The 20,769-nt window shown below is 70.9% G+C and carries 22 protein-coding genes and 1 pseudogene; 19 read left to right on the forward strand and 4 right to left on the reverse strand.

Annotated elements, in window-relative coordinates:
* Positions 1-349 precede the first annotated feature (349 nt).
* The 14 genes from EIY87_RS03040 to truA all read left to right on the forward strand — a co-directional run bounded on the left by EIY87_RS03040 (position 350) and on the right by truA (position 9,973).
* On the forward strand, positions 350-1,105 hold the full coding sequence (locus tag EIY87_RS03040) for a hypothetical protein (RefSeq protein ID WP_225439658.1): 756 nt from the start codon (positions 350-352) through the stop codon (positions 1,103-1,105).
* A 172-nt stretch (positions 1,106-1,277) separates the two neighbouring features.
* A complete protein-coding gene (locus EIY87_RS03045) occupies positions 1,278-1,901 on the forward strand; it encodes a LysE family translocator (RefSeq protein WP_225439659.1) in 624 nt (207 codons plus the stop codon).
* Between the two features lie 256 nt (positions 1,902-2,157).
* Positions 2,158-3,465, forward strand: coding sequence for a preprotein translocase subunit SecY (gene secY / locus EIY87_RS03050; protein ID WP_125306118.1), 1,308 nt, complete (start codon positions 2,158-2,160; stop codon positions 3,463-3,465).
* Positions 3,462-4,016, forward strand: a complete 555-nt coding sequence (locus EIY87_RS03055) for an adenylate kinase (protein ID WP_125306119.1) — start codon at positions 3,462-3,464, stop codon at positions 4,014-4,016. Before secY ends, EIY87_RS03055 begins: the two co-directional genes overlap by 4 nt.
* A 44-nt stretch (positions 4,017-4,060) precedes the next feature.
* On the forward strand, positions 4,061-4,837 hold the full coding sequence (map, locus tag EIY87_RS03060) for a type I methionyl aminopeptidase (protein ID WP_125306129.1): 777 nt from the start codon (positions 4,061-4,063) through the stop codon (positions 4,835-4,837).
* A gap of 268 nt (positions 4,838-5,105) precedes the next feature.
* Complete coding sequence (infA, locus tag EIY87_RS03065) at positions 5,106-5,327, forward strand: translation initiation factor IF-1 (protein ID WP_004558881.1); 222 nt, start codon at positions 5,106-5,108, stop codon at positions 5,325-5,327.
* 37 nt (positions 5,328-5,364) lie between these two features.
* Positions 5,365-5,478: a 50S ribosomal protein L36 gene (rpmJ, locus tag EIY87_RS03070; protein WP_004558882.1), complete on the forward strand. Its 114-nt coding sequence runs from the start codon at positions 5,365-5,367 to the stop codon at positions 5,476-5,478.
* Positions 5,479-5,684: 206 nt separating this feature from the next.
* Entirely contained in the window at positions 5,685-6,065 is a 381-nt protein-coding gene (rpsM, locus tag EIY87_RS03075) for a 30S ribosomal protein S13 (protein ID WP_004558883.1), read from the forward strand.
* Positions 6,062-6,247, forward strand: a complete 186-nt coding sequence (locus EIY87_RS03080) for a hypothetical protein (protein WP_004558884.1) — start codon at positions 6,062-6,064, stop codon at positions 6,245-6,247. Before rpsM ends, EIY87_RS03080 begins: the two co-directional genes overlap by 4 nt.
* An 18-nt stretch (positions 6,248-6,265) precedes the next feature.
* Positions 6,266-6,673 (forward strand): 30S ribosomal protein S11, encoded by a 408-nt coding sequence (rpsK, locus tag EIY87_RS03085; RefSeq protein WP_004558885.1) that lies wholly within the window; start codon positions 6,266-6,268, stop codon positions 6,671-6,673.
* Between the two features lie 23 nt (positions 6,674-6,696).
* Entirely contained in the window at positions 6,697-7,302 is a 606-nt protein-coding gene (gene rpsD / locus EIY87_RS03090) for a 30S ribosomal protein S4 (RefSeq protein WP_125306120.1), read from the forward strand.
* Between the two features lie 106 nt (positions 7,303-7,408).
* The gene (locus EIY87_RS03095) at positions 7,409-8,479 is read left to right on the forward strand and encodes a DNA-directed RNA polymerase subunit alpha (protein WP_004558887.1); all 1,071 of its coding nucleotides are present in this window, start codon (positions 7,409-7,411) and stop codon (positions 8,477-8,479) included.
* Positions 8,480-8,520: 41 nt separating this feature from the next.
* Entirely contained in the window at positions 8,521-9,072 is a 552-nt protein-coding gene (gene rplQ / locus EIY87_RS03100; RefSeq protein WP_125306121.1) for a 50S ribosomal protein L17, read from the forward strand.
* 73 nt (positions 9,073-9,145) lie between these two features.
* Positions 9,146-9,973, forward strand: coding sequence for a tRNA pseudouridine(38-40) synthase TruA (truA, locus tag EIY87_RS03105; protein WP_125306122.1), 828 nt, complete (start codon positions 9,146-9,148; stop codon positions 9,971-9,973).
* Positions 9,974-10,048: 75 nt separating this feature from the next.
* Here truA and EIY87_RS03110 read toward each other — a convergent pair whose 3' ends face one another.
* Together EIY87_RS03110 and eccE are read right to left on the reverse strand one after the other, a co-directional pair.
* On the reverse strand, positions 10,049-10,768 hold the full coding sequence (locus EIY87_RS03110) for a hypothetical protein (protein WP_086862313.1): 720 nt from the start codon (positions 10,766-10,768) through the stop codon (positions 10,049-10,051).
* Positions 10,765-11,946 carry a type VII secretion protein EccE gene (gene eccE, locus EIY87_RS03115; protein ID WP_125306130.1) on the reverse strand — a complete coding sequence of 394 codons (1,182 nt, stop codon included), beginning with the start codon at positions 11,944-11,946 and terminating at the stop codon, positions 10,765-10,767. Before eccE ends, EIY87_RS03110 begins: the two co-directional genes overlap by 4 nt.
* A gap of 56 nt (positions 11,947-12,002) precedes the next feature.
* Here eccE and EIY87_RS47545 point away from each other — a divergent pair, with 56 nt between their 5' ends.
* The 4 genes from EIY87_RS47545 to EIY87_RS03135 all read left to right on the forward strand — a co-directional run bounded on the left by EIY87_RS47545 (position 12,003) and on the right by EIY87_RS03135 (position 15,975).
* Complete coding sequence (locus EIY87_RS47545) at positions 12,003-12,725, forward strand: hypothetical protein (protein WP_158641277.1); 723 nt, start codon at positions 12,003-12,005, stop codon at positions 12,723-12,725.
* A gap of 163 nt (positions 12,726-12,888) precedes the next feature.
* Positions 12,889-14,526 carry a type VII secretion protein EccB gene (eccB, locus tag EIY87_RS03125; RefSeq protein WP_125306123.1) on the forward strand — a complete coding sequence of 546 codons (1,638 nt, stop codon included), beginning with the start codon at positions 12,889-12,891 and terminating at the stop codon, positions 14,524-14,526.
* Positions 14,527-14,590: 64 nt separating this feature from the next.
* On the forward strand, positions 14,591-14,911 hold the full coding sequence (locus EIY87_RS03130; protein ID WP_225439663.1) for a hypothetical protein: 321 nt from the start codon (positions 14,591-14,593) through the stop codon (positions 14,909-14,911).
* Positions 14,908-15,975 carry a WXG100 family type VII secretion target gene (locus EIY87_RS03135; protein ID WP_125306124.1) on the forward strand — a complete coding sequence of 356 codons (1,068 nt, stop codon included), beginning with the start codon at positions 14,908-14,910 and terminating at the stop codon, positions 15,973-15,975. Before EIY87_RS03130 ends, EIY87_RS03135 begins: the two co-directional genes overlap by 4 nt.
* Before the next feature lie 27 nt (positions 15,976-16,002).
* Here EIY87_RS03135 and EIY87_RS03140 read toward each other — a convergent pair whose 3' ends face one another.
* Together EIY87_RS03140 and eccD are read right to left on the reverse strand one after the other, a co-directional pair.
* The gene (locus tag EIY87_RS03140; protein ID WP_125306125.1) at positions 16,003-17,607 is read right to left on the reverse strand and encodes a S8 family serine peptidase; all 1,605 of its coding nucleotides are present in this window, start codon (positions 17,605-17,607) and stop codon (positions 16,003-16,005) included.
* 20 nt (positions 17,608-17,627) lie between these two features.
* Complete coding sequence (gene eccD / locus EIY87_RS03145; protein WP_125306126.1) at positions 17,628-18,992, reverse strand: type VII secretion integral membrane protein EccD; 1,365 nt, start codon at positions 18,990-18,992, stop codon at positions 17,628-17,630.
* A 402-nt stretch (positions 18,993-19,394) separates the two neighbouring features.
* Here eccD and EIY87_RS03150 point away from each other — a divergent pair.
* Positions 19,395-20,769 (forward strand): annotated as a pseudogene (locus EIY87_RS03150) (type VII secretion protein EccC); the annotation flags it as partial.

The following is a 20,769-nucleotide window of genomic DNA, read 5'->3' on the forward strand; positions in this document are numbered from 1 at the left end:
CCGTCTGGCTCGCGCCAGGCGGGCCTTCGGCGTGTCCGGGTTCCTTGCCGGGAGGCGGATCCGGACGGAGGATCGGGGAGTGGACAGAACCCCGCAGGAGCCCGGCCCGCCGGAGGTACCCGGATCGCCGTTGAGCTTCCCGGTCGAGGCACCCCGCCCGGACGGCCCCGAGCCGGGGGCCGGTGCGCCGGCGGGGGAGTCGCCTGCCGAGCCCTTGCAGTTCCCGGCCCCGGCCGCGCCCGGCGGTTTCGCTGGTGAGCCGCCACAGCCTTCGTCACCAGCGCCGCTGGAGTTCCCGTCGGGTGCGCCTCCCGCACAGCCTTCGCTACCTGCGCCGCTTGAGTTCCCGGTGGAAGTTCCTCGCCCGACGGTTGCCCCTCCCGCGCAACCCGCGCCGGGCGGTTTCGCCGGTGAGCCGCCACAGCCTTCGCTTCCAGCGCCGTTCCCCGTCGCGCAGCTGCCCGGCCTGCCGCCCCGACCCCAGCCGGCACCCGCCGAGCCCGCCGAAGCTCCCAAACCGGCCTCCGCCGGTCCGCTCCGCTTCCTCCCGCCCGCCCTCGCCCTCCTCGCGGCCCTCCTGACCGCCGCCGGGACCCTCCTGCCGCTCTTCCGGGTCCAGGAGCAGCTCAGCATCCGCCAGCGGGCCTTCGAAACCCGCCTGGCCATCACCCAGACCGCCTGGGGCACCAGCATCGAAATCCCCGGCCAGGACGCCACGGACCGCGCGGGCGCGCCCCTGGGCGTGCCGCTCGTCCTCGCCGCCGTCCTGCTGCTCGCCGCCGCCTTCGTGGCCTTCTCGCGGCCCGTGCGGGGGCGGTGGTTCATCGGGGGAGCCGCCGTCTTCACCGCCGGGGTGGTCAGCACCGTCGCGATGAACCGGTTCGAGCTGAGCGCGCTCGTCGGCGACGTCGACCTCGAAGTCGTCACCGGGGCCGGCATGTGGCTGCTGGCGCTGGGTACCGTCGTCGCCATCGCCGCCGCGGTCGTGGCGCACCTGGCCCTGCGCAAGCGCGACTGGGCCGATCCGGCCGTCGCCTACGCCGATACGCCGACGCCGCCGAGCGGGGTCGCGATCACCGTGCTGCCGCCCGAAGAACCCGGTTGACCGGCGGCGTTACCAGGGCTCCGGCAAAGTCGCCGGGCGGCCCTGCGGTGTCTTGAATGAGTCATTCAGGACCTCCGAAGACCTGAATGAGTCATTCAAGACGTCGGCGAAGCCGCCGCCGGGCAAACCGCCGCGACTTTGCCGGGCCCCTGGGCGGCGTTACCGTGAAGGCGTGTCGTGGCTGCTGGTCTTCTTCGGGGCGTCCCTGCTCATCGCGCTTACGCCGGGGGCGAACAACCTCCTGGGCCTCCACCACGGCATGACGCACGGTGTTCGCCGCGCGCTCGCCGGGCTGGGCGGCAGGCTGGCCGCGTTCACCCTGTTGATCACGGCCGTCGCGGCCGGGCTGGGGCAGCTGCTGGCCGCGTCCGGGACCGCGCTCACGATCATCAAGTGGGCCGGCGTCGCCTACCTGGTCTACCTCGGCACCTGCCTGCTCTGGTCCACTTTCCGGGGCACCGCGGAAACGCGCGAACCGGACATCCCGCCCGCCGGAGCGTGGCGGGTGGCCCGCAAGGAGTTCGGCGTCGCGATCACCAACCCGAAGGCGATCCTGATCTTCACCGCGTTCGTCCCGCAGTTCATCGACGCAGGTCACGGGCCGGTTCCGGGGCAGATCGCGCTCCTGGGCGCGGGGTACCTGCTGGCCGAGTTCCTGGCCGGCTCGGTCTACGTCGGGGTCGGCGCGGCCGTGCGGCAGGCCGAGCTGTCGCGGCGGGCGCGACGGGGGGTGGACCGCGGTACCGGTGTGGTCCTGCTCGGGCTGGCCGGCGTGCTCGCGTCGGCGAACGCCTGATCCACAACCTGTCAAGAAATTCCGCCAAGACGGCGATGTGGATCAACCCGCCGGAGCAACCTTGGTACGGAAAACGCACACGGACTGCGGACACGCCCTGTGAAGCTGTTAGAGTCGGCGACACGCTTCGGGACGAGTGTGCCCCGAAGCGTTCCTGGCTTGCGTGCCAGTAGTGCTGTGTGTTCCCGCCGGCCACCGTGCCGGCCAAGCCGATCGTCGGTTGAGGACGGCCGACGACGCCGAGGAGGTCCCCCGCGTGTTCAGCGCCTTCCGCTCGGCTCTCGCGACGCCGGATCTACGCAAGAAGATCCTGTTCACGCTAGCCATCGTCGCGGTCTACCGAATCGGTGCGACCATTCCGGCACCCGGGATCTCGTACGGAGCCGTTCAGGCCTGTAGTTCCCAGGGCGGCCAGGAAGGCGTCTACCAGCTGCTGAACCTGTTCAGCGGCGGTGCGCTGCTGCAGCTGTCGCTCTTCTCGACCGGCATCATGCCGTACATCACGGCGAGCATCATCATCCAGCTGCTCACCGTGGTCATCCCGCGGTTCGAGGAGCTGAAGAAGGAAGGCCAGTCCGGCCAGGGCAAGCTGACCCAGTACACCCGGTACCTGACGATCGCGCTGGCGATCCTGCAGGCCACCGGCGTGGTCGCGCTCGCGGACCGCAAGCAGCTCTTCCCCGACTGCGACCAGCCGATCATCCCGGACAACAGCATCTACTCGCTGTCGCTCATCGTCATCACGATGACCGCGGGCACCGCCGTCATGATGTGGCTGGGCGAGCTGATCACCGAGCGCGGCATCGGCAACGGCATGTCCGTCCTGATCTTCCTGAACATCGCGGCGCGCATCCCGGCCGAGGGCGGCAACATCCTCAGCAACGCCGGCGGCGTCGGCCTGACGGTCGTCTGCATCTTCGGCCTGATCATCATCGCCAGCGTCATCTTCGTCGAGCAGGGCCAGCGCCGGATCCCGGTGCAGTACGCCAAGCGCATGATCGGCCGCCGGATGTACGGCGGCACGTCGACCTACCTGCCGATCAAGGTGAACCAGGCCGGTGTCATCCCGGTCATCTTCGCGTCGTCGCTGCTGTACCTGCCGGACCTGATCAGCCGCCTCGTCGGCGACCAGAACGCCAACTCCGGCTGGCAGGTGTTCATCAAGAACTACATCGTGAACCAGTCCAGCTGGGTGCACATCGCGCTGTACTTCGGGCTCATCATCTTCTTCACGTACTTCTACATCACGATCACGTTCAACGTGGACGAGCGTGCGGAGGAGATGAAGAAGTTCGGCGGGTTCATCCCGGGCATCCGCCCGGGCCGCCCGACCGCGGAGTACCTGAGCTTCGTGCTCGGCCGGATCACCCTGCCGGGCTCGCTGTACCTGGGCATCATCGCGATCCTCCCGAACTTCTTCCTGTCGTTGACCGGTAGCGGGAACAACCAGAACTTCCCGTTCGGCGGCACGGCTGTGCTGATCATGGTCGGTGTCGGGCTCGACACCGTGAAGCAGATCGAAAGCCAGCTGATGCAGCGCAACTACGAAGGGTTCTTGAAGTGACGCGGCTGGTTCTCGTGGGTCCGCCCGGCGCGGGTAAAGGCACGCAGGCGGTGGCCCTGTCCGAGCAGCTGCGGATCCCGCACATCTCGACCGGCGACCTGTTCCGCGCGCACGTCGGGCAGGAGACCCCGCTCGGCCAGGAAGCCAAGCGCTACCTGGACTCGGGCGAGCTCGTGCCCGACTCGGTGACCAACGAAATGGTCCGCGAGCGGCTCGCCGAGCCGGACGCCAAGGTCGGCTTCCTGCTCGACGGCTTCCCCCGCAACACCAAGCAGGCCGAGGTCCTCGGGGAGATCCTGGGCGAGACGGACGTCTCGCTCGACGCGGTGATCCAGCTGCAGGTGCCGGAGGACGTCGTCGTCGCCAGGCTCATGTCCCGCGGCCGCGCGGACGACACCGAAGAGGTCATCCGCCGCCGTCAGCAGATCTACGTGTCGGACACCGCGCCGCTGCTGGAGTACTACGCCGACATCCTCGTGACCGTCGACGGCGTCGGCAGCGTCGAGGAGATCTCCGGCCGGGTCCTGGAAGCGCTGCGCGACCGCACGTGAATCTCGGAGGGTTGCGTGTTCTGCAAGTGCTCCGCCGCGGGCGCATGATCGAGGTCAAGACCCCGGACGAGCTGCAGGCGATGCGGGCGGCGGGTCTCGTCGTCGCCCGCACCCTGGCGGCCGTCCGCGCCGCGGCGAAGCCGGGCGTCAGCACCGCCGAGCTCGACGAGCTGGCCGAGCAGACGATCCGGGACGCCGGCGCGGTCCCGTCGTTCAAGGGCTACCACGGCTTCCCGGCGTCGATCTGCGCGTCGGTGAACGAGCAGATCGTCCACGGCATCCCGGCGAAGACGCAGGTGCTGGCCGACGGCGACATCATCTCCGTCGACTGCGGGGCGATCCTCGACGGCTGGCACGGCGACTCCGCCGTGACGCTGGCCATCGGCGACGTCTCCGACGCCGACCTGGCGCTCTCCGCGGCGACCGAGGCGGCGATGTGGGCCGGCATCGAGGCGGTCAGCGCCGGCGGCCGGTTGACCGACATCTCGTACGCCGTCCAGTCGGCCGCCGAACGCGCGGGCCGCGACGACGGCATCGAGTACGGGATGATCCTCGAGTACGGCGGCCACGGCATCGGCCGGCAGATGCACATGGACCCGTTCCTGCCGAACGTCGGCAAGCCCGGCAAGGGCCCCCGCCTCAAGCCCGGCATGGCGCTGGCGATCGAGCCGATGCTGACCGGCGGCGGCGGGGAGACCCGCGAGCTGGACGACGGCTGGACGGTCGTGACGGCCGACGGCTCCCGCGCGGCGCACTGGGAGCACACCGTCGCGATCACCGAAGACGGCCCCTGGGTGCTCACCGCTCCGGAAGACACCTGACCTGCGCGTTCACCCACACGTGGTGATCGCGATCACGTCCACCTGCACGGTCCTTTAGCATGGTCACCCCCGGTTTGGGGGTCGCGACACGGCATGCGTACACTGTCAAGTCGGCGCACTTATCGCGCCCGGATCCTGCGCGCTCGTGAATTCACGATCTTGGGAGTCGGGCACCAGTGTGCCACGCACCACCCCAAACCCGGCACTAGTGCTCAGGGTGGTCACGGGTGTGGCGACAGACGCTGTTGACAACGGAAATGCGGAGGACATGGCGAAGAAAGACGGGGCCATCGAGGTCGAAGGCCGCGTAGTCGAGCCGCTCCCCAACGCGATGTTCCGCGTCGAGTTGGAGAACGGTCACAAGGTCCTGGCACACATCAGCGGCAAGATGCGGCAGCACTACATCCGCATCCTGCCGGAGGACAGGGTTGTCGTGGAGCTCTCGCCCTACGACCTCTCTCGTGGTCGCATCGTCTACCGCTACAAGTGATCACGAAGAGCAGCTCAGAAGCAGGAGAGCAGAAGACGTGAAGGTCCAGCCGAGCGTCAAGAAGATCTGCGACAAGTGCAAGGTGATCCGCCGCCACGGCCGGATCATGGTGATCTGCGAGAACCTGCGGCACAAGCAGCGGCAGGGCTGATTACCCAGCACTCGACCAGAGTGGATTGACGGCTACACAACCTCCCCGCACCTGCCAGGTCGTGCGAACGACCTGGTTCACCCCCGGACTTCAGGCCGGGGCTGGGACACCCGAGGCGCAAGCCGAGGGCACGACAGGCGAGTCGGTCCCGGAACCGGACGGGGAGCAGACCTGAAGACGAATTCAATGAAGGAGCATCAGCGCCAATGGCACGACTCGCTGGCGTAGACCTCCCCCGCGAGAAGCGGTTGGAGATCGCGCTTACGTACATCTACGGCATCGGCCGTACCCGCTCGAAGCAGCTCATCAAGGCTGCCGAGCTGAACGCGGACACCCGCGTCAAAGACCTCAGCGATGACGACCTCGCCAAGCTGCGTACGTACATCGAAGAGAACTTCAAGGTCGAGGGTGACCTTCGCCGCGAGGTGAACGCCGACATCCGTCGGAAGATCGAGATCGGGTGCTACGAGGGCCTTCGCTGGCGCCGCGGACTTCCCGTCCGCGGGCAGCGCACGAAGACCAACGCCCGTACCCGCAAGGGTCCGAAGAAGACGGTCGCCGGCAAGAAGAAGGCTGGCAAGAAGTGAGCGTCCAGGGCAAGAAGGTCGTGCAGATGGGTGGCGTTCACCGCCGCGGCTCGGCTTGTGTCTCGCCCAAGGCGCTCTACGCCCGCCCGATGGCGCTCCGCAACCTGTACACCGACGCCGGTTCGATCATCCGGCGCGGCCAGGCCGAAGCGGTCGCCGCTCACCAAGAGAACGCGCGCTAACAGGAGAACCCTCAGAACATGCCACCGAAGTCTCGTACTGCGGCCGGGGCCAAGAAGGTCCGCCGCAAGGAAAAGAAGAATGTCGCGCACGGTCACGCGCACATCAAGAGCACCTTCAACAACACCATCGTCTCGATCACGGACCCGACCGGTGCCGTGATCGCGTGGGCGTCGAGTGGTCACGTGGGCTTCAAGGGCTCGCGCAAGTCCACCCCGTTCGCCGCGCAGATGGCCGCCGAGAACGCTGCCCGCAAGGCCGCTGAGCACGGCATGAAGAAGGTCGACGTCTTCGTGAAGGGCCCGGGTTCGGGCCGCGAGACGGCGATCCGCTCGCTGCAGGCGGCCGGCCTCGAGGTCGGCACCATCCAGGACGTGACCCCGCAGCCTCACAACGGCTGCCGCCCGCCCAAGCGGCGCCGGGTCTGAGGAACGGGGAGGAGTAAGAAGAAATGGCTCGTTACACCGGCCCCGCGACGCGTATTTCGCGTCGCCTCAAGGTTGACCTCATCGGCGGCGACCAGGCTTTCGAGCGTCGCCCCTACCCGCCGGGCCAGCACGGCCGCGGGCGCATCAAGGAGTCCGAGTACCTCCTGCAGTCGCAGGAGAAGCAGAAGGCTCGCTACACCTACGGCGTGCTCGAGCGCCAGTTCGTCCGGTACTACAAGGAAGCCGTCCGGCGTCCGGGCAAGACCGGTGAGAACCTGCTGCAGATCCTCGAGTCCCGCCTGGACAACGTGATCTACCGCGCCGGCATCGCCCGCACGCGCCGCCAGGCGCGCCAGCTGGTGAGCCACGGCCACTTCCTGGTCAACGGCCAGAAGGTGAACGTCCCGTCGTTCCAGGTCACCAAGTGGGACATCATCGACGTGCGGCCGAAGTCCATGGGCATGCTGCCGTTCGTGGCGGCGAAGGAGTCCTTCGGCGAGCGCCCCATCCCGGCGTGGCTGCAGGTCGTCCAGTCCAACCTCCGCGTGCTGGTCCACCAGCTCCCGGAGCGTGCGCAGATCGACGTTCCGGTTCAGGAACAGCTGATCGTCGAGCTCTACTCGAAGTAGTCCGGCCCCGGCTGGAGTACGGGCGGCGGCGCCCAAGGTGCGCCGCCGCCGCGCCATCCCTTCGACGTCATATGGCGGGCGTCGTCTGGAAAGGAACTAGGAAGAAATGCTGATTTCCCAGCGGCCGGCTCTCGGCGAAGAGACGGTCAACGAGACCCGCTCCCGGTTCACCATCGAACCGCTGGAGCCCGGCTTCGGCTACACGCTCGGCAACTCGCTGCGTCGCACGCTGCTGTCGTCCATCCCGGGCGCGGCCGTGACGAGCATCCGCATCGACGGCGTGCTGCACGAGTTCACCACCGTTCCCGGGGTGAAGGAAGACGTCACCGACATCATCCTGAACCTCAAGGAGCTCGTGGTGTCCTCGGAAGAGGACGAGCCGGTCACCATGTACCTGCGCAAGCAGGGCCCGGGTGAGGTCACGGCGGCCGACATCGTGCCGCCGGCGGGTGTCACCGTGCACAACCCGGATCTGCACATCGCGTCGCTGAACGGCAAGGGCAAGCTCGAGATCGAGCTCGTCGTCGAGCGCGGCCGCGGTTACGTTCCGGCCCTGCAGAACAAGCAGGCGGGCGCGGAGATCGGCCGGATCCCGGTCGACTCGATCTACTCGCCGGTGCTCAAGGTGACCTACAAGGTCGAGGCCACCCGTGTCGAGCAGCGCACCGACTTCGACAAGCTGATCCTGGACGTCGAGACCAAGCCGTCGATCACGCCGCGCGACGCGGTCGCGTCGGCCGGCAAGACGCTGGTGGAGCTGTTCGGTCTCGCCCGCGAGCTGAACGTCGACGCCGAGGGCATCGAGATCGGCCCGTCGCCGCAGGAGGCGGACACCATCGCCGCCTACGCGATGCCGATCGAGGACCTGGACCTCACCGTCCGGTCGTACAACTGCCTGAAGCGCGAGGGCATCCACACGGTGGGCGAGCTCGTCTCGCGCAGCGAGGCGGACCTGCTCGACATCCGCAACTTCGGCGCCAAGTCGATCGACGAGGTCAAGCTCAAGCTCGTCGGCCTCGGCCTCGCGCTGAAGGACAGCCCGCCCGGGTTCGACCCGACCGCGGCTGCCGCCAGCTACGACGGTGAAGGCTGGTCGGAGGGTGTCGGTGGCATCGCCGACGGGATTTCGGACGGCCACGACGATGGCCAGGACTACGCAGAGACCGAGCAGCTCTGAGGCCGCGTGCCTGGACGCTGTGAGCTGAACTAGGAGAACCAATGCCCACCCCTACCAAGGGAGCCCGGCTCGGCGGGTCGTCCGCGCACGAGCGGCTGATCCTGGCCAACCTGGCCACGCAGCTGTTCGAGCACGGCAAGATCACGACGACCGAGGCGAAGGCGAAGCGGGTCCGCCCGCTGGCCGAGAAGCTGATCACGAAGGCGAAGCGGGGCGACCTGCACAACCGCCGTCAGGTGCAGAAGGTCGTCCGTGACAAGGACGTCGTGCACAAGCTGTTCGCCGAGATCGGTCCGCACTTCGCGGAGCGGGCGGGCGGCTACACCCGGATCACCAAGACGATGCCGCGCAAGGGCGACAACGCCAAGATGGCGGTCATCGAGCTGGTCCCGGAGAAGACGGTGACTTCGGAAGCCGAGCGCGCTCGCAAGACGAAGTTCGCCAAGGACGAGAAGGCCGCCGCCCCGGTCGCCGAGGAGACCACCACCGAGGCGCCCGCCGCCGAGGAGGCTCCGGCCGAGGACACCGCCGCTGCCGCCGAGACCGAGGCCCCGGCTTCGGACGACGCCGACGCGGACGCCAAGAAGGACTGACGTCCTGACGGCTGGAAAGACACCGGACGAGCCCGCCACTCCCGCTGGGGAGGGCGGGCTCGTTCGTCTGCGCCTGGACGTCTCCTACGACGGCACGGACTTCTCGGGCTGGGCCCGCCAGCCCGGCCGCCGGACCGTCCAGGGGCTCTTGGAGGAGGCGCTGCAGCGCCAGCCACCCGGGGCGTCGGTGCCGAAGTCCGTCGTGGTGGCGGGCCGCACGGACGCCGGCGTGCACGCGACCGGTCAGGTGGTGCACGTCGACGTCGTCCCGCTCACTTCGCCGTCCGGCCGGATTCCCGTGTCCCCGGAGGGCATCCCGGACCTGGCGCGCATGACGGGCCGCTGGAACCGCCTCCTGCCCGGCGACGTCCGGGTCCTGGGCGCCCGGATCGCGCCCGAGGGTTTCGACGCGCGCTTCTCGGCGATCCGCCGGCACTACCGCTACCGGGTCTCGGACGCGCCGTGGGGCGTCGACCCGTTGCGCCGCCACGACACCCTGGCGTGGAACCGTCCACTTTCGACGGACGCGATGAACGCGGCCGCTGCCCAGCTGCTGGGGCTCAACGACTTCGCGGCGTACTGCAAGCAGCGTGACACGGGAACGACGATCCGCGAGCTGCAGCGTCTCGTGTGGACCCGGGTGGACGAGCACCTGCTGGAGGTCGAGGTCTCGGCGGACGCGTTCTGCCACTCGATGGTCCGCAGCCTGGTGGGCGTGCTCCTGCTGGTCGGCGACGGCCGCCGCACGGACGCGTGGCCGGCGAAGGTGCTGGAGAGCGGCATCCGCGACAGCGCCGTCGCCCCGGCCCACGGCCTCACCCTCCTGGGCGTGGACTACCCGCCGGACGCCGAACTCGCGGCCCGCGCGGACCAAACCCGCAACCTCCGCACCGCGCCCTAGCCAAAAGCCGTGAAGGCCTCCTTACCGGCCATAAGAGCCGGTAAGGAGGCCTTCACGGCTTTACCTGGGAGCGTGTCAGTCGCCGCGGCGGACCGGGCCGAGGAGCTGCTGCTCCTTGCCCGTCGTGACCAGGCGCAGGGGGCGCCAGAGGTTGCGGCCCAGCGCGACCACCTGGTCGTCCTTCAACGTCGTCAGCTGCCGCATCATCTGCGGCGGCAGGCGCCAGATGCGGGCCGCCAGCTCGGCCTGGCCCGCCGGGAGGCGCTGCATCAGGACCAGGTCCGCCGCGTTGGCCGTCGCGCCCGCCTGCGGGTGCAGGTACGGGAGGACGTAGATCGTCGTCTGCCACGGCGACCGGGGCGGGAAGAGGTCCTGCGGGGTCGGGCCGCCGTCGGTGACGACCAGCAGCGGCGCGTCCTCCGACGGCCTCGGCAGCTCGACCGGGGACAGCCGGCGGATCTGCACCAGCGGGGACGGCCGCCCGTCGCGGCTGCCGGCCGCGCGGGAGAGCACCTGCCACTCGGTCGGACGTCCCGTCGCCACCACGACCCACGCGCCGACCGCCATCGCGCGCATCGCCACCTGGCGGGCCAGGTACAGCCCGCCCACCAGCACGATCCGCGTCGGGGTCGAGCGCAGCGCCGAGATGGTCAGCGGCTCGCCCTTGAGGCCCGAGCCGAGCACGATGCCGCCGCGGTCGCCCGAGGGGCTGATCGCGTCGAGCATCGCGGGGTCCACGGTGAACTCCGGCGACACCCCGGTGTTCTGCCCGGCGTCGCGGACGCGGGAAGTCATGCCGTACCTCCGATCGGCAGCGTCGCGGCGAACGCGGAGACCTGCAGCCCGCGCAACGGGGTCAGGTCCACGCCCAGCCGCTCGGACAGCGCGTTCAGCCGCTGGTCGGCGGCGTCGAGCTCACGCGGGTTGCGCGCGCTGACCCGGACCACGCCGCGCAGTCCGATCTTGCCTTCCTCGGACGCCGGGGAAATCGACATCGCGAGCGTCGCCGACAGCGCGCGCACGCTCGTGAGCGAGTCGAGGCTGCCGGAGATCTTGCCCTTCGGCCAGCCGGTGATCGCGTAGCTCGCGTGGCCGATGCCGGCCGCGGTCACCCCGGACCAGCGTTCCTGCAGCGTGACCTTGTTCGGCGAACCGGCGACGGCGGTGAGCTCGGCGGCCGAGATCCCGGCCCGCAGCAGCTCGTCCGGGTCGAGCGGCCGCGTCGGCACGCCCTGTGACTCGAGCGCGTTGCGCACCCGCGAAAGCGCGCCGATCAGCGCGCGGTGGGCGCCGACGACGCCGCCGCCGCGCTCCCGGATCGCCGCCGGGCAGCGCTTCGGGTCCAGCCGGATCGCGACCCACGTCGTCCGCCGCGCCGCCGCGGGCAGCGGACCGAGCACCTCCATGTACGAGCTGAGGGCCGGCGAGTCCGACGGCAGCGCCGCGCTGCCCGGGTAGCAGTGCCAGATCATCTGGATGGAGTCGAGGACCACGCCGCGGTCTTCGAGGCACGGGGCGAGCGCCGACAGCGGCAGGCTCGGCGCGCCACCCGCCTGGGTGATCAACGCCGGCGTCGGCTCGACGAGCAGCACCGCCGTCCACGTGCCGTCGTTCCAGGCGAGGCCGACCTGCTGGCGTTCGTGGTCGACGCCGTGCGCCACGACGAGGTCCGGCACCGCGATGCGGAGCAGGTTCACGCGGGCGTCGTCCGGCCCGGTCACGGCGGTCTCTTCGGCCGCCAGCTCCTCGACGGTGCTCGGCGGCAGCGGGTTCGCGATCCGGTCGTGGGACCGGAACGAGTAGCGCAGCGTCAGCCCGACCCACTGGGTGAACCAGCGCCCGCGCCAGCGCAGCAGCGCGACGATGAGGGCGAGGCCGACGATGCCGATCCCGACGTACTTGAGCGACATGTCGATCGCGAGCAGCACCAGCCCGATGGCGAGGCCGACCTCGAGCACGACGAGGTTCGCCACGGGGAGCGGGCCGAGGTTGACGCCGGACGAGCGGCGCCGCGCCGGTGCGGCGAGGCGTGTCGCGCCGGAGGGGGGAGTGGGGCTGGGGCCGTCTTCGGCGCCTTGGGGGCCGCCCGAGCCGCCGGGACCGCCGGGGCCGCCAGGTCCGCCGCCGCCGGGTCCACCGGGACCGCCGCCGCCAGGCCCACCCGGGCCGCCGCCGCCAGGCCCACCCGGGCCGCCGCCGCCGGGACCGCCGCTACCAGGACCGCCCGGACCGCCGGGGCCTCCGCCGCCAGGTCCGCCGGGGCCGCCAGGTCCGCCGCCACCGGGACCACCTGGGCCGCCAGGCCCACCAGGTCCACCTGGGCCACCGGGACCGCCAGGTCCACCTGGGCCACCGGGACCGCCAGGTCCGCCGGGGCCTCCGCCGCCGGGACCACCTGGGCCACCGGGACCGCCGGGCCCACTCGGGCCACCGGGGCCGCCGGGACCACTCGGACCGCCAGGCCCGCCGGGTCCGCTCGGCCCGCCGGGACCACCGGGGCCGCCAGGCCCACTCGGGCCGCCAGGACTACCGGGGCGCCCGCCAGGACCGGGACCGGGACCACCGGGACCGGGTCCACCGGGGCCGCGCGGGGGCATGCCGGGACCACCGGGTCCGCCAGGTCCACCGGGGATGCCGCCAGGTCCTCCCGGGCCGCCGGGACCACCGGGTCTCCCCGGGCGCGGCGGCGGGCCCGGCTGGCGGCCGGGCGGCGGGGGCCCGGGCGGGCCAGGCGGACGTGGAGGGTTGGTGACGGACATCCGCGCTTTCTCTTCCCCTCGTGCTTGCTGCGTACCCGGAAGCCGGGTCCCGGGGTGTCCGACACTAGCTTGAGTTGGTAGAAACCCCACACCAGACGGTCCCCGTACGGCTATCCTGCGGAACCGTACCGCGACGGGGAGAGCTGTAGGTCGAGAATGCCATCAACACCCACGACTAAGTCTCAGGTTCAGGCGTATCAGTTCGTCCTACGGAGGATGCAGTCGGCGCTGGTCCGGCGCGACGCCGTGATGCTGCACGACCCGATGCGCACCCACACGAGGGCCACCATCGTGGGGGTCGTGCTGGGGGCGCTCGGCATGATCGTGTTCGTCGTCTGGGGCCTGCTCAGCCCGGCGCCTTCGGTGCCGGAGGCCGGGAACATCGTGATCGGCGAGCAGTCCGGCACGGTCTACGTCGTGGCGGGCAACCCGAAGAAGCTGATCCCCACCTTCAACCTCGCGTCCGCGCGGCTCCTGCTGCTGGCGCAGCAGAAGCAGTCGAGCGCGGGCAGCGGCGGCGCGACCTCGGCTCCGGCCGCGCCCGCGGCGGCGAGCCCGGCGAGTGTGAAGAATCCCACGGTCGTTTCGGACGCCCAGCTGGAGTCCATTCCGCGCGACAAACTCACCGGAATTCCGGACGGCCCGCAGCTGATCCCGTCGGATTCGCAGCGCATTTCCCCGAATTGGGCGGTGTGCGACCAGGTCCAGCTCGACCCGTCGCTGCCGAACCCCGACACCGGCAAGACCAACACCTACGTCTTCGGCGGCATCGCGCCGACCGGTCTGGGCACCGAACTGGGTGAAAACGAAGCGTTGCTGGCGAAGGCCGACAACGGCAAGACCTACCTCGTCTACCGGCTGCCGAGCTCGCGGAACCGGCCGAACGCCAACACCGTGCGCGCGGAGATCGACGTCGACAACGCCAACGACGCCGTCCGGACGGCGCTGCAGCTGCCGCCGACGCCGCGGAAGATCACGCCGGGCCTGCTGAACGCGATCCCGGAGGTCGCCCGCCTGGCCCCGCCGCAGATCCCGAGCGGCCCGGCCCCGGCGGACTTCGACGGCCTGACCGCCGGTGACGTCTTCTCCACCCAGCCGACCGGCGCGCAGCCCGACTACTGGGCGATCACCACCGGCGGCATCCAGAAGGTCTCCAACGCGGTCGCCGACATCATCCGCGTCGCGAAGAACGGCAGCGCGGGCAAGATCCAGGTGCTCGGCCTGGACAAGCTGGCCGGCGTGCGCGTGCTGCAGCCGACCGACAAGGACTACATCGCGGTCGACGACTTCCCGCGCTCGGTCCCGACGATCCTCGACGCGACGAAGAACTCCTCGGTCGCCTGCCTGGGCTGGTCCCTGGTCGGCTCCGGCGCGGACCGGGACGCGCACACCTCGGTGTACGTCGACACGCAGCTGCCGGGTCAGAAGGGCACCGGCGACAAGTTCACCCCGATGACGGTGACCACGCCGGGCCCGAACCGCGTGCCGATCAACGGCTTCTACCTCAAGCCGGGCTTCGCCGCGGTGGTCCAGTCCGCGACCGGCAAGGAAAGCTTCGGCAAGGGCACCATCCAGCTGATCTCCGACCGCGGGATCCGCTACAGCGTCCCGGACGCGGCGACCGCGGACGCGATCGGCCTGAACAACCGGCAGCCGGCGCCGGAGTCGGTCATCGGGCTGCTGCCGACCGGGGCGTCGCTCAACACCCAGGACGTGCTCAAGCAGTTCGACTCGGTGCCGATCGACCCGAACGCCGGCTCGTTCGCGACGCCGACCGCCCAGGCGGGGAACTGACCGGAACCGCCGGTCCGCCCCGGGCGTCACACGCCCAGACGCAACAGCTGAGCGGAGGTGCGCCGTGGTCGGCTTGAGGATGGACGGCGTCGTCGTCGCCGAGTACGCCAAGACGGCCGAGGCGGCCGCGGGCGACTTGGACGCGGCGGCGGCCGAGGTCGGGGGCGAAGGCGTGTCCGCGGAGTCCTACGGGGCGCTGGGGGCCGGGATCGGCCTCGGCGCGTCGTACGGGCGCGCGGCCGGTGCGCTGCGGCGCCAGCTGGCCGACGGCGCGGAGGCCCTGCGCTCGGCCGCGGAGGCGCTGCGGCAGGTCACGGTGCGCCACGACGGCCAGGACGCCGACGCCGCCGAGCTGATCAAGCGGGCCGGGAGGCTCGAAGGATGATCGCCGAAAGCTCCACCGAGTCCATCCCGCACCCCTTGGCGAAGCAGCAGCCGGTGGCGGTGGCGGTCCCGCAGGGCGAGGACATCACCGCGGCGGCCGAGCCGTACCTGGGCTACCTCACGGACCTCTCGCGGCAGCTGGGCGTCATCGACCCCGTCGAGACGTACTTCCGCCCGCTGCTCGGCCGCTGGGCCGACCTCGGCGCCGAAGCGGATCGCCTGCGCCAGGCGGCTTCCGTCGCGGCCGAGGTGTCCGCGCGGCTCGACGACCAGCTCGGCCGCCTCGACGCGGGCTGGGAGGGGCGCGACGCGGACTCGTTCGTGGCCTACATCCGCGAGATCGGGGCGGCGGGCGGCGACCTCCAGGAAGCGCTGAACGTCCTGGCGGGCGCGCTCGACGAGCTGGTCGAGTCGGTCCGCCACGTCGTCGTCGACCTCGTCGAAGTCCTGGTGGACGCGGCCGACCTGACGTCGGAGACGATGCTCCTCCCGAGCGGCGGTGCCCGGCGGGCGCGCGTTCAGCTGGCGGAGACGCAGGAGTCGGCGAAGGCGTTGTACGAGACCGCGCGGGACGTCATGGAGGCGTTCGACCGGCTCTGCCAAGGCGTCGACGACCCCGACGCGGCTTCGCGGAGCATCGAGATCCGGCACCGCTACCCGCAGGAACGGTTCAAGCTGCACGACGGCGCGTTGAACGACGCCGCGGCCGAGGAAACGACGACGCCGTCTTCGGCCGGGTCGTCGGACGAGGTCACGTCACCGTCCTCGGCGGAGCCCAAGCACACCGGCGCGGGCACCCCCGACAACGCCCAGCCCGCCGACACCCCGCAGCCCGCGCCCGCCCCGGACCACGCGGCGAACCAGTCGACGTCCTCCGGCGTCCCGATGATGCCGATGATGGGCTTCGGCGCTTTCGGCGGCGGTGGTGGGGGACGGCGCCAGCCGAAGACGCGGCCGGTCACGAAGACGTCGGAACTGCTGGGGGAGCCCGGTCTGGTCGCCCCGCCGGTGATCGGCGAGGACGAGAAACCGGCGCAGGAGCAGAAGAAGCCGCCGGCGCAGTGAGGTGGTGGCCCGCGCGGGCCACCACCCTCAGCGGCGGGCCGGGCCGGTCTCGGCCGGGCGGTTGCGGCGGATCGTGTGCATCACGAACAGCGTGATCAGCAGCGCCACCACGCCACCGCCGGTGCCGGCCAGCGCCACGATCACCGGTGTCGGGCTGCGGTCGTTGGCCGGCGGCAGCTGCGCCATCTGCTGCGACGGGATCGGGGCCATGCCGCCGACCTCGGACGGCAGGGTCGCGGTCAGCGCCGCCACCGGGTCGATCACGCCGAAGCCGACGAAGTTGTCGCGCCCACCGGGAGCGGCCGGGTGCTGGGCCGTTTCCTTGATGCGGTTGACGATGCCGCGCCCGTTCAGGTTCGGGTACTTCGCCTTCACCAGCGCCGCCAGCCCGGCGACGTACGGCGCGGCGAAGCTCGTGCCCTGGATCTCGCTGGCCTTGTCGCCGCTTTCGAACGTCAGGTTCGCCAGGCCGCCGGAGCCTTCCGCGGGGTCGAGCGAAATGATCTTCGTGCCGGGTGCGGCGACGCCGACCCACGGGCCGTGCACGCTGAACGGCGCGACGCCACCGGTGTCGTCGATCGCGCCCACCGACAGGACGTCGTCGGCGAACCACGGCGGCGTCACGATCGTCTTCGGCTTCTGGGCGTTGGGCTGGTCGTTCTGCGGGCAGGTGTCCGTCGCGTTGCCCGCGGCGGCGATGATCACGATGCCCTTTTCCGCTGCGAAGTGCACGGCGGCCTGGACCTGCTGCTCGCCTTCGGTGATCGACCCGGTCGCTTGGCGGCAGTTGTCGACCGACATGTTGATGATGTCGGCTTCGCCGCGCTCGGCGATGCCGCGGATGATCTCGGCCAGCGTCTTCAACGTGCCCGCGGTGCCGGCCTTCTCCAGCTGGCGCCCGCCGTTGGACTGCCCGGGCGAGGTCTGGTCGCCCTCGCCGCTCCCGCCACCACCGCCGTTGCTCGGCGGCAGCGACGACTGCGTGCCGGACGGCGGGTTGGTGCTCGACGACGGGGTGCCGCCGGTGCTGGACGCCGGGGGCGGCGCCGAAGTCTCGGTGTTGGGCTCGTAGTTCTCGCTGAGCTGGCGGTAGGACACGATCGTCGCGTCCGGGGCGACGCCGACGAACCCGACCTCGGGGTTGTCCGGCTTGGCCGCGATGATGCCGGCGACCTCGGTGCCGTGGCCGTCGCAGTCCTCGAGCCCCGGCGGCTGGTTCTTCGTCGTCGGGGCGACGTAGTCACCGCCCGACTGGAGGTTGGGCAGCCAGGGGTGGCGCGTCACGCCGGTGTCGACCACCGCGACCCGGACGCCCTTGCCCGCGCCGCCGCCGGTGGCCGCCTTGACGATGTCCTGCGCCTTCGACAGCTGCAGGTACTCCTGGCCCCACGGCCGGTTCTTGAGCACGATGTTCTCGCCGAGGCTGCGCTGCACGCAGCCCTTCGACTGCTTGTAGCTCTTGTCCGGCTTGCGCTCGTCCGGGATCAGCTTGCTCATGTCGACCGGCGGCGGGGTCGCGAAGTAGCCGTCGGTGGACTGCTGCGCCCACCCCGGCACCGCGATCGCCAGGGGTGAGAGGACGCCGATCGTGCCGGCCAGCAAGGCCGTCGTGGTCCGCCGTGCCACTGACATCCGAGATTCACCCGATCCGGTCACTTGAAGTTCAGGTGCCGCAGGGTGGTGTAGAGGTCCATCACACCCAGGGCGAGCGGGAGCACCGAAGCGATGCAGAGCGCCTCGATGATCTCGACGGTCCGGCGCAGCGGCGGCGAGAAGCGCTGGTTCGGGAAGATCACGCCGACCACGAGCGCGCCGGCGGCGAGCAGGACCAGCGCGCCGAAGACGTAGAGCAGGCGGTTCTGGGCGCTCGCCGAGACCAGCCAGCCGATGCCGATCCCGGTCGCCGACACCAGGCCGGTGGTGAGCAGCGCGATGGCCTGGCTGCCGTTGGCGTACGCGCGGGCGCGCAGGAGCAGGACGAGCGTCGCGACGACGCCGAGGATGATCCCGAACGCGCCGGGCCCGCTCGCGGCGATGACCGCGGAGATGGCGACCGTGGCGCCGCAGCCGACCATCAGGCCGGTCATGTAGTTGTGCGCGATGGCCGTGCGGCGCTCGATCGCGCGGTAGTCGGGGAAGCCGGAGTCTTCCTTGAGCTCCTCCGCGCTGCCCGGGACGTGCGGCAGCGGCAGCTTCGCGAGCCAGATCGTGGCGCGCGGCAGGATCGAGATGCAGGCGAGGGCGACCGCGACGGTGCCGGCCGCGATGCCGGCGGCCGGGTGCGCGATGAGCGTGCCGAAGAGGAAGGCCAGCGCGCCGAACGTGCCGGCGGTGGCGGCCGCGATGAACGTCGTGATGCCGGCGCCGATGACCATGATGCAGACGGACGCGACGATCATCACCAGTACCGCGCCGAGCAGCAGGTTCGCCCGCAGGGACAGGCCGGGCACGATGTAGAAGCCGCTGACGAACGCCAGTGGCAGGCCGCCGGCCGCGGCGATCAGGACGCCGGTCGCTTCCGCCTGGTACCCCTTGGCGAGCGTGGCGCCGACCGCGACGCACGCGATCGCGCCGATGCCGCCCGCGATGGCCGCGCCGAGCGCGCTGCCGCCGTAGAACGACCCGCTCATGAACAGCGCGACGGCGGCGGCGAACAGCGCCAGCCCGCCCGCGACGTGCCCGAAGCGGTTCGCCGTCTCCTTGGTCCACGGGCGGAAGCTGTCGGGGGAGGACTCGGCGATGGCGTCGACGACGTCGTCGTACAGCGGCGGCGGCGGGTTCTCGTTGCGCTTGCGCAGCTGCAGCAGCTCACCGTCGACGACGCCGAGCGAGGCCAGCGTCCGGCTCGGGTCGAGCGGCGCGTCCCCGAGCTTCGCGAGCGCCCAGCCACCGTGGCGGGCCCCGCCGTCGGGCGAGGTCTCCTTCGCCATGTCCAGCAGCATCGGCAGGAGGTCGGCCACCGCGACGTCGGCGGGCAGCGCCACGTCGATCCGCGTGGAGGGCGCGACGACCGTCACCCTGCTGAAAACTGTCGTGCCCGTAGCCACTGCACTGCCCCCGCTCGGTCGATACTGCTCCCGGGGGAACTTATACCGAACCCCGGCACCGGCATCATGGAACGTCCGAAATTCACCGGCAAGGCCAGGTCAGCGGCCACCCGGCCGGGACGTCGTGAGGGCGGTCCACGACACCGCAGGCCCACCCGGCGCGTCCGGAATTCACGGCAGGGCCAGGTCAGCGGCCGGAACGGGGCATTACTGTCGGTGCCGGGCCGTACACTCGCGGGACGAGGGCGAGACCACACCTGTGGGCGGTTGCGGCATCCGCCGGAATTCCGCCAGGACGTTCGATAGGTTGTTCGCGCACCTTGCGCACCAAGCGGTGGCAGCCATCGTCGAGTTTGAATGAGGGGTCCTTCGATGAGCACGCTGCAGTTCAAGAAGTCGCCGCGGCTGGCGGCACCGCGTCCGCCGGGCGGTGAGGTGCACCTCGAGCCGCCGCCCGAGGTGCCCCGGGTCATTCCCGGGAACATCGTGATGAAGGCGCTTCCGGTCGTCATGATCGTCGCGTCGCTCGGGATGATGGTCTTCATGTTCCAGGCCAGCAACCGGAACCCGATGATGATGGCCATGGGCGGCATGATGGTCGTCGGCACGCTCGGGATGATGGCCGGCGGTGGGGGCAAGGGCGGCGGCGCCAAGCGCGCCGAGATGGACGAAGACCGCAAGGACTACCTCCGCTACCTGGGGCAGATGCGCGACCGCGCCCGCGAGGCGATGGTCGACCAGCGCGCCGCCCTGGAATGGGTGCACCCCGATCCGCAGTCGCTGTGGTCGCTCGCGGCCAGCCGCCGGATGTGGGAGCGCCGCCAGAACGACCAGGACTTCCTGCACCTGCGCGTCGGGCGCAGCTCGCACCGCCTCGCGACGCGGCTGGTCCCGCCGCAGACCGGGCCGGTCGACGAGCTGGAGCCGATCGCCACCCTCGCGCTGCGCCGGTTCGTGCGCGCGCACTCGATCGTGCCGGACCTGCCCACCCAGATCACCCTCCGCGGGTTCGCCGCGGTGAGCATGCAGGGCGACCGGGCGCTGACCCGCGGCCTGACCCGCGCGATGCTCGCGCAGATGGTCACCTTCCACAGCCCCGACGACGTGCTGGTCGCGGTCGCCACCGCGGGCCGCGCGAAGGAGGAGTGGGAGTGGGCGAAGTGGCTGCCGCACGCTCAGCACCCGACGCTGTCGGACGGCATCGGCCAGCTCCGCATGATGGCCGGCTCGCTGGCCCAGATCGAAAACTGGCTCGACGAAGAGCTCCGTGACCGCCAGCGGTTCTCCCGCAACGCCACGCCGGCGCCGGACCAGCCGCACATCGTCATCATCATCGACGACGCCGAGGTGACCCGCGAAGAGCAGATCATCCTGGAGGAGGGCCTGGTCGGCGTCACGCTGATCGACCTGTCCGACTCGCTCGGCAACCTCGCCGCCCGCCGCGGTCTCCGGCTCGTCGTGGAGGCCGACCGGCTCGGTGCCCGCAGCGCCGGCGGCGTCGAGTGGTTCGGCCGCCCCGACACGCTGAGCCTGGTCGAGACCGAGTCGCTGGCCCGGCTGATCTCGCCGTACCGGGTCGGCGGCGCCGCGGGCCAGGACGTCGGCGACGAAGAGCCGCTGCTGTCCAACCCGTCGCTGCTGGAGCTGCTCGGCATCCCGGGCGACCCGATGACCTTCGACGTCCAGCAGGCGTGGCGGCCGCGGCCGATCCGCGACCGCTACCGCGTCCCGTTCGGTGTCGGCGAGT

The sequence above is a fragment of the Amycolatopsis eburnea genome (assembly GCF_003937945.1).
GTDB lineage: Bacteria > Actinomycetota > Actinomycetes > Mycobacteriales > Pseudonocardiaceae > Amycolatopsis > Amycolatopsis eburnea.

What these genes read in the sequence shown, in the direction of transcription:
- rpsK (WP_004558885.1), top strand. Translation starts at nt 6,266, where the DNA reads ATGCCACCGAAGTCTCGTACTGCGGCCGGGGCCAAGAAGGTCCGCCGC.
- EIY87_RS03095 (WP_004558887.1), top strand. Translation starts at nt 7,409, where the DNA reads ATGCTGATTTCCCAGCGGCCGGCTCTCGGCGAAGAGACGGTCAACGAG.
- eccB (WP_125306123.1), top strand. Translation starts at nt 12,889, where the DNA reads ATGCCATCAACACCCACGACTAAGTCTCAGGTTCAGGCGTATCAGTTC.
- rplQ (WP_125306121.1), top strand. Translation starts at nt 8,521, where the DNA reads ATGCCCACCCCTACCAAGGGAGCCCGGCTCGGCGGGTCGTCCGCGCAC.
- EIY87_RS03110 (WP_086862313.1), bottom strand. Translation starts at nt 10,768, where the DNA reads ATGACTTCCCGCGTCCGCGACGCCGGGCAGAACACCGGGGTGTCGCCG.
- EIY87_RS03140 (WP_125306125.1), bottom strand. Translation starts at nt 17,607, where the DNA reads ATGTCAGTGGCACGGCGGACCACGACGGCCTTGCTGGCCGGCACGATC.
- infA (WP_004558881.1), top strand. Translation starts at nt 5,106, where the DNA reads ATGGCGAAGAAAGACGGGGCCATCGAGGTCGAAGGCCGCGTAGTCGAG.
- EIY87_RS03135 (WP_125306124.1), top strand. Translation starts at nt 14,908, where the DNA reads ATGATCGCCGAAAGCTCCACCGAGTCCATCCCGCACCCCTTGGCGAAG.
- rpsD (WP_125306120.1), top strand. Translation starts at nt 6,697, where the DNA reads ATGGCTCGTTACACCGGCCCCGCGACGCGTATTTCGCGTCGCCTCAAG.
- map (WP_125306129.1), top strand. Translation starts at nt 4,061, where the DNA reads ATGATCGAGGTCAAGACCCCGGACGAGCTGCAGGCGATGCGGGCGGCG.
- rpsM (WP_004558883.1), top strand. Translation starts at nt 5,685, where the DNA reads ATGGCACGACTCGCTGGCGTAGACCTCCCCCGCGAGAAGCGGTTGGAG.